Source organism: Acidovorax sp. M2(2025) (assembly GCF_049330835.1).
In the GTDB taxonomy this organism is placed as follows: Bacteria; Pseudomonadota; Gammaproteobacteria; order Burkholderiales; family Burkholderiaceae_C; genus Acidovorax.
On sequence record NZ_CP186262.1, the window covers coordinates 3,942,643 to 3,956,546 of the forward strand.

The following is a 13,904-nucleotide window of genomic DNA, read 5'->3' on the forward strand; positions in this document are numbered from 1 at the left end:
TGGGCCGCCATTTCCACAAAGCCCCTTTGCGCGCCGTCAGTTGGCGGCGGCCTCGAGTTTCTCGACGGCCACGGCGCAGTACTTGAACTCCGGAATCTTGCCGAACGGGTCCAGCGCCGCGTTGGTGAGCAGGTTGGCTGCCGCCTCCACGTAGGCGAACGGCATGAACACCGTGCCGCGGGGCGTGCCGTCGTCGCGCCGCACGCGCACCTGCAGCATGCCGCGGCGCGAGCGGATGCCCACCAGCGCGCCCGGCGCCACGCCCAGCCGCGCCAGCTCTTCACCGTGCAGCGAGGCCGTGGCCATGGGCTCGATGGCGTCCAGCACGGTGCTGCGCCGCGTCATGCTGCCGGTGTGCCAGTGCTCCAGCTGGCGGCCGGTGATGAGCACCAGGGGGTAGTCGGCATCGGGCTTTTCGGCCGCTGGAATCACGCTGGCGGGCACGAGCTTGAGGCGGCCCGTGGGCGTGGGGAACTGCTCCTTGAACACGATGGGCTGGCCAGGGTCGTCCGGCGTGAGGCAGGGGTAGGTCACGCTGGACTCGCGCTCCAGCCGGTCCCAGCTGATGCCCTCGATGCTCGCGTGCATGGCCTGGCGCATTTCGTCGTACACGGCGGCCACGCCGGATTCCTCGCCCTCGTAGTTCCAGTTCAGACCCGCCCCGCCGCCGGGCCGCCCCAAGGCGGGGCCGGCCCCCTCGGGGGGCAGCGACGACACGAGGTGCGGAGCGTGGGGGCCCACTCTCTGCGCGATCTGCTGAATGATCCACAGGTCGGGGCGCGCGTCCCCCGGCGGATTCAGCGCGCGGCGGCCCATCTGCACCATGCGGTCGGTGTTGCTCGCGGTGCCCGTCTTTTCGGGCCAGGCGCTGGCGGGCAGCACCACGTCGGCCAGCCAGGCGGTTTCGGTCAGGAAGATGTCCTGCACCACCAGATGCTGCAGGCTGGCCAGTGCGTGGCGCGCGTGGTTCAGGTCGGGGTCGCTCATGGCGGGGTTCTCGCCCATGATGTACATGCCGCGCACCTTGTGGGGGTCACTGTCCGGCGCCAAGGCCTTGTGCATGATCTCGACCACGGTGTAGCCCGGTGCCTCGTCGAGCTTGGTGCCCCAGAAGCCTTCGAACCACGCATGCGCCCCCGCGTTGTCCACGCGCTGGTAGTTGGGGAACATCATCGGGATCAGCCCCGCGTCGCTCGCGCCCTGCACATTGTTCTGGCCGCGCAGCGGGTGCAGGCCCGAGCCGGGCTTGCCAATCTGGCCCGTGACGGCGCACAGCGCGATCAGGCAGCGCGCATTGTCGGTGCCGTGCACATGCTGGCTCACGCCCATGCCCCAAAGGATCATGGAAGACTTGGCCGTGGCAAACGCCCGCGCGACCTCGCGCAGCGTCTCGGCCGGAATGCTGCACACGGGCGCCATGGCCTCGGGGCTGCAGGCCAGCACGTTGGCCTTGAGCGCTTCAAAGTCGGTGGTGCGCTCCTTGATGAAAGCCTCATCCACCAGACCTTCGTCAATCACCGTGTGGATCAGCGCGTTGAGCATGGCCACGTCGGTGTCAGCCTTGAACTGCAGGGTGCGCCAGGCGTGGCGGCCGATGTCCGTCACGCGCGGGTCGGCCAGCACGATTCTGGCCCCGCGCTTGGCCGCGTTCTTCATCCAGGTCGCCGCCACGGGATGGTTGGCCGTGGGGTTGGAGCCGATCACAAAGATCAGCTCGGCATGTTCCACGTCGTTTACCGGGTTGCTCACGGCCCCCGAGCCCACACCTTCGAGCAGCGCGGCCACGCTGGACGCATGGCACAGGCGGGTGCAGTGGTCCACGTTGTTGCTGCCAAAGCCGGTGCGCACGAGTTTCTGGAACAGGTAGGCCTCTTCGTTGCTGCCCTTGGCCGAGCCGAAGCCCGCCAGCGCCTTGGGGCCGTGCGTGTCGCGCAGGTTTTTGAGCGTGCCTGCGGCCAGGTCCAGCGCCTCGTCCCACGTGGCTTCGCGGAAGGTGTCCCGCCAGTCGGCGCCGTAGGGGCGCACCTCCTTGGGCACGCCGGGCTTGCGGACCAGCGGCACCGTCAGGCGGTCCGGATGGTGGGCGTAGTCAAAGCCAAAGCGCCCTTTCACGCACAGGCGGCCATGGTTCGCCGGGCCGTCGCGGCCCTCCACGCTGATGATCTTTTCATCGCGCACGTTGTAGGTGATGAGGCAGCCCACGCCGCAGAACGGGCAGACCGAATCGACCTTGCGGTCCACCTTTTGCGAGCCGATGTGCGTCTTGGGGCTGAGCGCGCCCGTGGGACAGGCCTGCACGCATTCGCCGCAGGCCACGCAGGTGCTCTCGGCCATGGGGTCGTCCAGGTCGAAGACGATCTTGCTCTGGGCACCGCGCAGCGCGTAGCCGATGACGTCGTTGACCTGCTCCTCGCGGCAGGCGCGCACGCAGCGGTTGCACTGAATGCAGGCGTCCAGGTTGACGGCCATCGCGGGGTGGCTCAGGTCCGGCGCGGGTTGCTCGCGGCGCAGGGCTTTCAATGCGGGGCGCACCGCAACCCCCATCCGATCCGCCCATTGGCTCAGCTCGCCGTGTTGCCCCACCGCTTCGGGAGAATTTGAATCAAATGGACCTCCAGCGCCTGATGGATAAGCGCTGACAGCTACCAATTCAGGAGCATCTTCCTTGTCATCGTTCCAGCGGTAGCCCCCATCGGGCATGTCCGACAGCAGCATCTCCACCACCATCTGCTGGCTCTTGCGGGCGCGCGGGCTGGCGGCCTGTACCTTCATCCCTACGGTCGGCGCGCGGCAGCAGCTGGGCGCCAGCGTGCGCTCGCCCGCGATCTCCACCACGCAGGCGCGGCAGTTGCCATCGGGGCGCAGGCCGTCGGTGTAGCACAGGTGCGGGATCTCCACGCCGTGGCGCTGCGCGGCCTTGAGGATGGTCTCGCCCGGCTGCGCCGTGACGGGCTGGCCGTCCAGCTCAAACGCCACGCCGCCGGTTGCTTGCAAGCGGCTCATGGCTGGGCTCCCTTGGGCAGTTGCTCGGCCAGCGGGCTGTTGCGCGGCTTGGGCAGGTCGCCCGGCCAGGGACCCTCGCCCACCTCGTGCGCAAAGTACTTGTGGATGCAGCGGATGGGGTTGGGCGCCGCCTGGCCCAGGCCGCAGATGGAGGCGTCGGCCATCACCTGCGCCAGGTCGTCCAGCAGCTCTTCGTCCCACTGCGGCGCCTGCATCAGCGTGGCCGCCTTGGCCGTGCCCACGCGGCAGGGCGTGCACTGGCCGCAGCTTTCGTGTTCAAAAAAGCGCATCACGTTCAGCGCCGCATCGCGCGCACGGTCGTGCTGGCTGAGCACGATGACGGCGGCCGAGCCGATGAAGCAGCCGTACGGCTGCAGCGTGTCGAAGTCCAGCGGGATGTCGTTCAGCCGGGCAGGCAGGATGCCGCCTGAGGCGCCGCCGGGCAGGTAGGCATAGAGCTGGTGGCCGTCCAGCATGCCGCCGCAGTATTCGTCGATGAGTTCCTGCACGGTGATGCCCGCGGGCGCGAGCTTGACGCCCGGGTGCTTCACGCGGCCGCTGACGCTGAAACTGCGCAGCCCCTTGCGGCCGTGGCGGCCAAAGCTGGCAAACCACTCTGGCCCGCGCTCCACGATGTCGCGCACCCAGTACAGCGTCTCGAAGTTGTGCTCCAGCGTGGGCCGGCCGAACAGGCCCACCTGCGCGATGTAGGGCGGGCGCATGCGCGGCTCGCCGCGTTTGCCTTCGATGCTCTCGATCATGGCGGACTCTTCGCCGCAGATATACGCGCCTGCGCCACGGCGCAGTTCGATGTGGGGCAGCGGGCACGGCGGCTCGGCGCGCAGGTCCTCCAGCGCCGCCTGCAGCAGCGCGCGGCAGCCGTGGTATTCGTCGCGCAGGTAGATGTAGACCGCCTCGGTGCCCACCACCTGGGCGGCGATGAGCACACCCTCCAGAAAGCGGTGCGGGTCGCGTTCGAGGTAAGTACGGTCCTTGAAGGTGCCTGGCTCGCCCTCGTCGATATTCACGGCCATCACGCGCGGCGCAGGTTGGTCCCGCACGATGCGCCATTTGCGCCCGGCCGGGAAACCTGCGCCACCCAGGCCGCGCAGGCCCGAGTCTTCCATGGCGGCCAGCACTGCCTCAGCGTCCATCTCGCCATTGACCAGCGCAGCAGCCGTCTGGTAGCCGCCGTGGGCGCGGTAGGTGGCGAGGTCGGTGTGGGCCGGGCTGATGCCTTCGGGCTGCGCAGGCACGCTGTGCTCTGCCAGCCCCGAAATATCAAAATTGATAGCTGCTGGCGCTTGCGGGTGAAGCGCTGCAGCCCGATTGGGCTTCGAACGGACCGTTTCCATCACCCCATCCACCGTGGCGTGCGGCACCGGGCATTGGTGCACCACGGCCACCGGCGCCTGTTCGCAGCGGCCCACGCAGGGCACGGCCTGCACCTGCACATCGCCCTGCCCGGCTGCGCGCAGCCGCTCGGGCAATGCGGCCAGCAGCGCGCGGGCTCCGGCCATGCTGCAGCTCAGGCTGTCGCACACGCGCAGCACCAGGCGCGGCGCCTGGGCCTCTTCGCCGCGCACGATGTCGAAGTGGTGGTAGAAGCTGGCCACCTCGTACACCTCGGCCATGGGCAGGTTCATCTGCCGTGCCAGCGCCACCAGATGCCGGTCGTGCAGCACGCCGAAGTGGTCGTTCAGGCGGTGCAGGTATTCGATGAGCAGGTCGCGCCGGTAGCCTTCGGCCGGGCGCGGGCCCAGCAGCTGTGCCACATCGGCCAGGGCGGCCTCTTCGGGCTGGCGGCCCTTCAGGCGGCCTTTGCGGCGGATGCGCTCGCGCAGGTCGTTGACGGACACGGCAGCCACCGTGGGCGCTTCGGAAGCAAGGTTCATGGACCGGGGGACGGGGGCGTCGGTGGGTTCTTGGTATGAAGGCGCCTGCATAGGGCGCGGGTGCGCCGCAGTGTCCGGCACAGCGGCCGCGTGCGTCAAATTGCCGATGCACATGGGGCGATCACAAAAACAAATGAAACGGCCGCCGACCGTGCGGGCCGCGAATGACGCCGCCGCCCCCGCGGCGCGGCGCCTCAGTCCGGCGCCAGCAGCCCGCTGTGGGCCTGGGCGTGGCGCAGCCACTGCGCGTCTTGCGCCAGCGCCAGGGCTGCGTCGAGCGCCCGCGTGGGTTGCACCTGCCGGTGCGACATGAAGCCGATGGGGGTGGTCAGCACCGGGCTGGCCAGGGGCTGGGCTTCCAGGCCGTCGTGGCCGCGCACGGCATCGACCAGCGCACCGGGCAGGACGCTGCACAGCTCGCCCGCCACCACGCTCAGCGCCAGGGTCAGCACGGAATCCGTCTCCATGGCCGGGCGCACCGTGGCGCCGGCGCTGCGGAACGCGCCATCGACCAGGCTGCGGTTGTGCATTTCGGGCGTGAGCAGGCACAGCGGCAGTCGCGCCGCATCGGCCCAGCCCGTGGGCGGGCCCATCTGCAGCCCGCGCTGGCGCGGCCCCACGGCACGGCGCAGCAAAAAGTAGTGCTCCACATACTGCGGCCAGGCCCGCAGCTGCCCGCCGCGCGCGGGCATGCGGTCGGTGTAGCCCAGGGCCAGGTCCAGGGCGATGGACTCCAGGCCGGCCTCCAGCGCCTGCGAACTCATCGACAGCACCACCGCCACGATGCCCGGGTGCCGCGCCTGCAGCTGCGCCGCAAACCGCGCCAGGATGGGTATGGCCGTGGGCACGGCCCCCAGGCGCAGCGTGCCGCGCGGATGGGCGGCGTCGCTCACGAGGTCCTGCTGCAGCAGCTGGTGCTCGTGCAGCATGCGCTGGGCCGAAGCCAGCACCCGCTCGCCCTCGGGCGTGAAGCCCTCAAAGCTGCGGCCCCGGCGCACCACCACCACGCCAAACTCCTTTTCCAGCGCGCGCAGCGCATTGGACAGGGCCGGCTGCGTGATGTGGCAGGCCGCAGCCGCCCGGCCAAAGTGCCGGTGCTCGTGCAGCGCGACCAGGTAGCGCAGGGAGGCGAGCAGGTTCATGAAGGTGAATTTGCCGTCAAATTGGGCTGTAGCGCTTATGCATCAAGCGCCACCAGCTCACTTTTCAGGAGCACTTGGGCTGCTGCGTGAAGCTTGGATCGACCTTTGCGGAATCGTCCAACAGCTTGTGGGACGATTCCGCGCGGCGCGCAAACCCGATCAGGTGTTCTTGCTGACCGAGATCGTCGGGAACTTGCTCGAAAAATCCTTGGCCTGCTGGGCGATCTTCACCGCCACGTCGCGCGCCACCTTCTTGTAGATCTGGGCGACCTCGCCGTCCGGGTCGGCCACCACGGTGGGCTTGCCGCTGTCGGCCTGCAGGCGGATGCTCATGTTCAGCGGCAGCGCGCCCAGGTAGTCCATGCCGTACTCGGCGGCCATCTTCTTGCCGCCGTCGGCGCCAAAGATGTGCTCCACATGGCCGCAGTTGCTGCACACGTGGGCGGCCATGTTCTCGACGATGCCCAGGATGGGCACGCCCACCTTTTCAAACATCTTGATGCCCTTCTTGGCATCCAGCAGGGCGATGTCCTGGGGGGTGGTGACGATGACGGCGCCGGTCATGGGCACGCGCTGGCTCAGGGTGAGCTGGATGTCGCCGGTGCCGGGGGGCATGTCGATGATGAGGTAGTCCAGGTCCTTCCAGTTGGTCTGGCGCAAGAGCTGCTCCAGCGCCTGGGTGGCCATGGGGCCGCGCCAGATCATGGCCTCGTCCTGGTCCACCAGGAAGCCGATGGACATGACCTGCACGCCGTAGTTCTCCAGCGGCTCCATGGTCTTGCCGTCCTCGCTCTCGGGGCGGCGGTTGATGCCCAGCATCATGGGCTGGCTGGGGCCGTAGATGTCGGCGTCCAGCACGCCCACGCTGGCGCCCTCGGCGGCCAGGGCCAGGGCCAGGTTGGCGGCCGTGGTGCTCTTGCCCACGCCGCCCTTGCCCGAGGCCACGGCGATGATGTTCTTGACCTGCGGCAGCAGCTGCACGCCGCGCTGCACGGCGTGGGCGATGACCTTGGTGGTGATGTTGACCGAGGCGTTGTCCACCCCGGCCACGCCCTTGGCGGCCGCCACCAGCTGGCGGCGCAGCTCGGGCACGAGGCTCTTGGCGGGGTAGCCCAGCTCCACCTCGAAGGCCACGTCGCCGCCGGTGATCTGCACGTTGCGCAGGGCGCGCGTGCTGACGAAATCCTTGCCCGTGTGCGGGTCTTTCACGCCGGCCAGCGCGGCCAGCAGGTCTTGTTCGGTGACAGCCATTCCATTCACTCCTGTGGGGCGGGTAGTCTATTCGTTGGCCGCTGGCCCTGGCGACTGAAGGACAATGCGCCACCCTTTCCCCCGCCCGACACCTGCCCAACCCGCCAAAGAGGACCCCGTGAAATTCAAGATGGCCGAAAAGTCCCTGTTTGCCCTGCTGCTGCGCTCGCCCTGGTGGGTGAGCTTTGTGGTGGTGGGGCTGGTGGTGCTGGCAGCCGGGGCGCTGCTGCCCCGGGAGTATTTCGTGGTGGGCGCGCTGGCGGGCTTGCCGATCTTCGTGGTGGGCTGCATCGCCGCCTGGCGCCAGCTGCGCGCGCCCAGCCCCGCCAAAGTGGCCGAGATGCTGGACGCCGTGCAAAGCATGCCCTGGCGCAGCTTTGCCGACACGCTGGAGGCCGCCTGGACCCGCGAAGGCTGCACGGTGGAGCGCCTGCCCGCCGGCGGCGCGGCCGACCTGGCCCTGGCCAAGGGCGGCCAGACCACGCTGGTCAGCGCCCGCCGCTGGAAGGCCGCCACCCACGGCGTGGAGCCGCTGCGCGAGCTGCACGCCGCCATGCAGGCGCGCGGCGCCCCGGCCGGCGTGTATGTGGTCACGCAGGGGCAGCTCAGCGACAACGCCCGCATCTTTGCGCGGGACCACGGCATTGCCGTACTGCAGGCCGAGGCCCTGGCGCAGATGCTGCTCAATGCGCGCTGACCGGGCGGCGCGTGCGGCCGCTCGCAGGCGCCCGGCCTTGCGACCGCACGGCCCGGCGCTTTGGGGTTTCCCCAGATGGCGGGGCCCCCAGGCCCCTCCACACTGAGGGTCTTTGCCAGGGCCCCGCGCACGTCCCCACCCTTCAATTTTTTGCCCGCTTTGCGATGCCGTCCACTCCCCGCGCCTCCCGCGCCCGCCCCAGCACCATTGACGGCGAACGCCCCGCCACCGGCCTGCTGCTCACCGGCGGCGGAGCCCGCGCGGCCTACCAGGTGGGGGTGCTGGAGGCCATTGCCGACCTGCGCAACGCCTGCGGCGAGGGCGGCGGGCCCAACCCGTTCCCCATCATCACGGGCACCTCGGCCGGCGCCATCAACGCCGCCGCGCTGGCCTGCGGGGCAGACCACTTTGACCGCGCCGTGCGCCGCATCGCCCGCGTCTGGCGCCAGTTCCACGCCAGCCAGATCTACGGGGCCGATTCGCTGTCGGTGATGCGCAGCGGGGCCCGCTGGCTCACGCTGATGTCCATTGGCTGGGCGCTGGCGCGCTGGCGGCGCATGCGCCCGCAGTCGCTGCTGGACAACAAGCCGCTGGAGAAACTGCTGGTCAAGATGGTGCCCCTGGTGCGCCTGCCCCGGCTCATCCGCAAGGGGCACCTCACCGCGCTGGCGGTGACGGCGTCCAGCTACAGCTCGGGCGAGCACGTCACCTTTTTTGAAACGGCCGGACCGGTGCAGCCCTGGGTGCGCTCGCAGCGCAAGGCGGCGCGCGACCGCATCACGCACGAGCACCTGCTGGCCTCGTCGGCCATTCCGTTCATCTTCCCGGCCAAGGGCATCGCGGTGGGGGACCATACCGAGTACTTTGGCGACGGCTCCATGCGCCAGTCAGCCCCCATCGCCCCAGCCATCCACCTGGGGGCCGAACGCATCCTGGTCATCGGCGCGGGCCGCATGCACGAGCCCCAGGGCGACGCGGCCGCCAACCCCACGCCCACCTACCCGTCGCTGGCGCAGATTGCGGGCCACGCGCTGTCCAACATCTTTCTGGATGCGCTGTCGGTGGACGTGGAGCGGGTGCAGCGCATCAACCAGACGCTCTCGCTCATCCCGCCCGAGGTGCGCTCGCAAAGCACGCTGCGGCCCATCGAGCTGCTGGTGATCGCGCCGTCCCAGCGGCTGGACGCCGTGGCCGCCCGCCACGTGGGCGACCTGCCCGCGCCGGTGCGCACCATGCTGGGCGCCCTGGGCGTCACCTCGAACATGGCCGACGTGCGCAGCGCGGCGCTGGCCAGCTACCTGCTGTTCGAGGCCGGCTACACGCAGGAGCTGATGGCCCTGGGCCGGGCGGACACCCTCGCCATGCGCGCGCAGGTGTGCCGCTTCTTCGGCTGGACGGACACCGGCGCCGAAGTGCAGACGAAGCTCCACACCTGAAAGGCCCGGGTGCGCCGGGAATGGGCGCGGTGTGCGGCCGCCCCCTTAAAATTGCAGGTTCCGCCTGAGAAAGCCGCATTTCCATGACGCAACCCGCCCGCAAACTCTTCGTCACCACCGCCCTGCCGTACGCCAACGGCAACTTCCACATCGGCCACATCATGGAATACATCCAGGCCGACATCTGGGTGCGGTTCCAGCGCATGCGGGGCAACGCCGTCAACTTCGTGGGCGCGGACGACACGCACGGCGCGCCCATCATGATCGCCGCCGAAAAGGCGGGCATCACGCCCCAGCAGTTCGTGGCCAACATTGCCGCCGGCCGCAAGCAATACCTGGACGGCTTTCACATCAGCTTTGACAACTGGCACAGCACCGACGCGCCCGAAAACCACGAGCTGGCCCGCCAGATCTACCGCGACCTGCGCGACCGCGCCGACGGCAGCCTGATCGAGGTGCGCACCATCGAGCAGTTCTTCGACCCCGAGAAGAACATGTTCCTGCCCGACCGCTACATCAAGGGCGAATGCCCCAAGTGCCACGCCAAGGACCAGTACGGCGACAACTGCGAGGTGTGCGGTACGGTGTACGCCCCCACCGACCTGATCAACCCCTATTCGGCCCTGTCGGGCGCCAAGCCCGAGCTCAAGCATTCCGAGCACTTCTTCTTCAAGCTGTCGGACCCGCGCTGCGTGGACTTTCTGCAGCACTGGACGCAGGACGGCAAGCTGCAGCCCGAGGTGGCCAACAAGATCAAGGAATGGTTCACCGTCCGCACCAACCCGGACGGCACGCAGAGCGAAGGCCTGGGCGACTGGGACATCAGCCGCGACGCGCCCTACTTCGGCATTGAAATTCCCGACGCGCCCGGCAAGTACTTCTACGTGTGGCTGGACGCGCCCGTGGGCTATCTGGCGTCGCTGAAGAACCTGCTGGAAAAGCGCGGCGTGAGCTACGACGCCTACATGGCCGACCCGGCCTTGGAGCAGTACCACTTCATCGGCAAGGACATCGTCACCTTCCACACCCTGTTCTGGCCCGCCATGCTGCACTTCAGCGGCCGCAAGACGCCCAACAGCGTGTTCGTGCACGGCTTCCTCACGGTGAACAACGGCGAGAAGATGAGCAAGAGCCGCGGCACCGGCCTGGACCCGCTCAAGTACCTGAGCCTGGGCATGAACGCCGAATGGCTGCGCTACTACCTGGCCGCCAAGCTCAGCGCCCGCAACGAAGACATCGACTTCAACGCCGAGGACTTCATGCTGCGCGTGAACAGCGACCTGATTGGCAAGTACGTGAACATTGCCAGCCGCGCGGCGGGCTTTTTGACCAAGCGTTTTGACGGCAAGCTGACCAGCGACTTTGACGCCGCCGGCAGCGCCCTGCTGGCCGAAGTGCGTGGCGCCCGCGACACGCTGGCCCAGCTGTACGAGGCCCGCGAATACGGCAAGGCCACCCGCGAAATCATGCTGCTGGCCGACCGCATCAACGCCTACGTGGACCAGAACAAGCCCTGGGACCTGGCCAAGGACGCCGCCAACAACGTGGCGCTGCACCAGGTGTGCTCGGTGCTCATCAACGCGTTCGACGCCCTCACCCGCTACCTGGCCCCCGTGCTGCCCGGCCTCTCGCGCGCGGTGGAAAGCTTTGTGGGCCGCAGCATGGCGCAGTGGGCCGTGGATGGCAATGTGCAGGCCATCCAGCCCTACAACCACCTGATGCAGCGCGTGACGCCCGAGCAGCTTGAGTCATTGTTTGAGGCCCCAGCGCAGGCTGCACCTGCGCAAGCAGCTACAGAAACAGTAGCATCCAACGGCCACCCCGGTGGCGAGGAACTGGCCCCCACCATCACCATCGACGACTTCACCAAGATCGACCTGCGCATCGCGCTGATCGTGAACTGCGAGCCGGTGGAAGGCTCCACCAAGCTGCTGCGCCTGACGCTGGACGTGGGCGAAGGCCGCACGCGCAACGTGTTCTCGGGCATCGCCAGCGCCTACAAGCCGGAAGATCTGGTGGGCAAGCACACCGTGATGGTGGCCAACCTGGCCCCGCGCAAGATGAAGTTCGGCGTCTCCGAAGGCATGGTGCTGGCCGCCAGCCATGGCGACGAAAAGGCCCAACCCGGCATCTACGTGCTGAACCCCTGGCCCGGCGCCACGCCCGGCATGCGCGTGCGCTGAGGCGGCGGGAACCCGTCTCCTGCACCTCTGGCCCTTTCCGCTGTCGCGGCCGGGGTCTCATTGAGCGGCTGCTTCTGCCTGGGAGCCCGGGCGCCCGCGGGCCGGGCATCAGAGATCGAGCAGCCGCTGCTCCAGGGCCTCGACGTCTTGCACCACGAGTTTTTGCCGGGTCGAGGTCACCAGCCCCAGCTGGCGAAGCCGCGCCAGTTCCCGGCTGACCTCCTCGCGCGAGGCCGCGATGCGCGCCGCCAGATCGACATGCCGGGGTGCCGGCTCGATGGTGGCCTGGTTGTCTTGCACACCCGCAGCCTTGGCAAGCTCCAGCAAATGGCTGCACAGCCGCCCGGGGATCTTCAGGATGCCCAGCTCGATCACCCGGCTGACCAGCTGCTCCGTGACCGTCCGCAGCGCCTCCACCAGCTGCCCGCCCAGCACGGCGTCCTGGCGCAGCAGCTGCATGAAATCTTCGCGCTCCAGGCAGGCAAGCAACGAGGCGTCCAGCGCCTGTGCCTGCAGGGTCGCGGCACTCGCCCCCAGCACACTGATGCCGCCAAAATGCGCTCCCCGCTCGAAGTCCGCGAGCAGCAGTTCCCGGCCGTTGGGGGCGAGCGCCGATACGCGCATCCTGCCGTGGCAGACAATGAAGAAGGTGCCCTGCGAGCACCCCGCGGCAATTTGCCCGGGCTGCAGGTTTTGCCAGGAGCACAGGCGTGCGACCTCGGCCAGCCGGGCATCGTCCATCCCGTCAAAAAGCCGGCAGCTGCGCAGCCTCCTCACCAGGGTTTCGGACAGGCTGTCTGGGGTCAGTCGCACAGTGGGATCTTTCATTTGCAAAGGGCCGGTAGTGGTGCCGCGCTCCGTGCCCAACGGTTGAGCTCAATCGCCGCTTTTTTTCGCAAGATCGAACGCAACGCAGGTGGTCGTCGCATGGGCGTAGAGCCGGCCCTGTTCATCCTCTACCCGCGCATCCGCCGTCAAGAGACGCTCGCCGCCATGGACCAGCCGTGCCGTTGCGCGCAACGGGCCGGTCTTGCCGGTGGCAGGCCGCACGATCCGGACGCCCAGCTCGGCCGTCGTGTACGACCGCCCCGCCGGCAGCACGGACTGCACCGCACAGCCCAGCGCGGAATCCAACAGGGTGGCAAACCACCCGCCATGCACCGTGCCCATGGGATTGTAGTGGTGCCGCAGCGGGACACCCTGGAACACCGCCCGGCCCTCGCCCACCTCCAGCAGGGTCATGTTCATGGTTTCGTTCATGGGCGGGTACGGCAGCTCGCCGGACACCATGGCGCCCAGGATTTCGCGCCCGATCTTTCCCGCCAGCTGCTCCGGGCGCGCAAGGCCCGCAAAGCCCCCTCCGTCGTGCATGCGCTGCAGCGCTTCGGATTGTTGGCGGCCCCAGGTGCGAGGGGCTTGCTGATCGTCTTTCATACGGGGCTCTCCGTTGCAAGGAATGGACTCATTGGTCTTCACGCGGCTCATGCCAGCCCGAAGGATTTGCGCAAGCCCTTTTCCACCGGGCCGGCCGGCATGAAGCGGCGCAGCTTGGCCAGCACCGAGGCCTCGCCCCGGGGGGTGTGGCGCATCTGCCAGCGCCCCAGCCCGGCCTTGACGAGGGTGGCGGCCACGCCTTCCGGCGCCGGCGCCTTCTGCACGTTGTTCTGGATCGCCTTCGACACAGTGTCCAGCTCCTGGCTGTAGTCGGCGATGCGGGCCGCGGCCTGGGGTGCGTTGAGGTCCAGATTCGTCCGGGTGAAGGAGGGCTCCACCAGCGAAACCCGGATGCCGAACTGGCGCACTTCATGGTCCAGCGTCTCGGCCAGCCCTTCCACCGCGTGCTTGGACGCTGCGTAGAGCGCCATGTAGGGGGCGGGCAGGAAGCCCAGCACCGAACTCACGTTGACGATGCGGCCCGACCGCTGGCGGCGCATGTGCGGCAGCACGGCCTTGACCACGCGCAGCAGGCCGAAAAGATTGGTGTCGAACAGCGCCTTGGCCTCCTCCACGGAGGTCTCTTCCGCCGCCCCCAGCAAGGTCACGCCGGCGCTGTTGACCAGCACGTCGATGCGCTGGGCTTGCGCAACAACGCTCTGGACCCCGCGCTCCACGGACGCGTCGTCCCGGATGTCCATCTCCACCAGGGTGACGTTGGGAATGGGCTGGGCGCTGGCCGGGTTGCGCACCGTCCCGAAGACCCGGCAGCCCTGCTGGGCAAACTGCACGGCGGCCGCGCGGCCGATGCCCGAAGACACGCCGGTGATGAGGATGACTTTGGAATTCGACATGGCAGTTCC

At 68.6% G+C, this 13,904-nt stretch carries 10 protein-coding genes; 3 read left to right on the top strand and 7 right to left on the bottom strand.

The genetic code is table 11. From position 1 onward, the window contains the following. Positions 1-36: 36 nt before the first annotated feature. From ACOYR3_RS18150 to apbC, 4 genes are all read right to left on the bottom strand, one after another. Positions 37-3,003: a molybdopterin-dependent oxidoreductase gene (locus ACOYR3_RS18150; RefSeq protein WP_422843712.1), complete on the bottom strand. Its 2,967-nt coding sequence runs from the start codon at positions 3,001-3,003 to the stop codon at positions 37-39. Continuing rightward, a complete protein-coding gene (locus tag ACOYR3_RS18155; RefSeq protein ID WP_422843713.1) occupies positions 3,000-4,898 on the bottom strand; it encodes an NAD(P)H-dependent oxidoreductase subunit E in 1,899 nt (632 codons plus the stop codon). Before ACOYR3_RS18155 ends, ACOYR3_RS18150 begins: the two co-directional genes overlap by 4 nt. 194 nt (positions 4,899-5,092) lie before the next feature. Then, positions 5,093-6,040, bottom strand: a complete 948-nt coding sequence (locus tag ACOYR3_RS18160) for a LysR substrate-binding domain-containing protein (RefSeq protein WP_422843714.1) — start codon at positions 6,038-6,040, stop codon at positions 5,093-5,095. Between the two features lie 159 nt (positions 6,041-6,199). Beyond that, on the bottom strand, positions 6,200-7,291 hold the full coding sequence (gene apbC / locus ACOYR3_RS18165) for an iron-sulfur cluster carrier protein ApbC (RefSeq protein ID WP_422843715.1): 1,092 nt from the start codon (positions 7,289-7,291) through the stop codon (positions 6,200-6,202). 118 nt (positions 7,292-7,409) lie between these two features. Between apbC and ACOYR3_RS18170 the strand changes: the two genes are divergently transcribed. The 3 genes from ACOYR3_RS18170 (at position 7,410) to metG (ending at position 11,607) form a co-directional block, all read left to right on the top strand. Beyond that, complete coding sequence (locus tag ACOYR3_RS18170) at positions 7,410-7,988, top strand: restriction endonuclease (protein ID WP_422843716.1); 579 nt, start codon at positions 7,410-7,412, stop codon at positions 7,986-7,988. 164 nt (positions 7,989-8,152) lie between these two features. Next, positions 8,153-9,424 carry a patatin-like phospholipase family protein gene (locus ACOYR3_RS18175; protein ID WP_422843717.1) on the top strand — a complete coding sequence of 424 codons (1,272 nt, stop codon included), beginning with the start codon at positions 8,153-8,155 and terminating at the stop codon, positions 9,422-9,424. Between the two features lie 83 nt (positions 9,425-9,507). Then, positions 9,508-11,607 carry a methionine--tRNA ligase gene (gene metG, locus ACOYR3_RS18180; RefSeq protein WP_422843718.1) on the top strand — a complete coding sequence of 700 codons (2,100 nt, stop codon included), beginning with the start codon at positions 9,508-9,510 and terminating at the stop codon, positions 11,605-11,607. Positions 11,608-11,715: 108 nt separating this feature from the next. Here the strand turns inward: metG and ACOYR3_RS18185 are convergent, their stop codons facing one another. From ACOYR3_RS18185 to ACOYR3_RS18195, 3 genes are all read right to left on the bottom strand, one after another. Further along, positions 11,716-12,420: a Crp/Fnr family transcriptional regulator gene (locus tag ACOYR3_RS18185; protein WP_422843719.1), complete on the bottom strand. Its 705-nt coding sequence runs from the start codon at positions 12,418-12,420 to the stop codon at positions 11,716-11,718. A 63-nt stretch (positions 12,421-12,483) separates the two neighbouring features. Beyond that, a complete protein-coding gene (locus ACOYR3_RS18190; protein WP_422843720.1) occupies positions 12,484-13,041 on the bottom strand; it encodes a PaaI family thioesterase in 558 nt (185 codons plus the stop codon). Positions 13,042-13,088: 47 nt separating this feature from the next. Beyond that, the gene (locus tag ACOYR3_RS18195) at positions 13,089-13,895 is read right to left on the bottom strand and encodes an oxidoreductase (RefSeq protein WP_422843721.1); all 807 of its coding nucleotides are present in this window, start codon (positions 13,893-13,895) and stop codon (positions 13,089-13,091) included. Between the last annotated feature and the right edge of the window lie 9 nt (positions 13,896-13,904).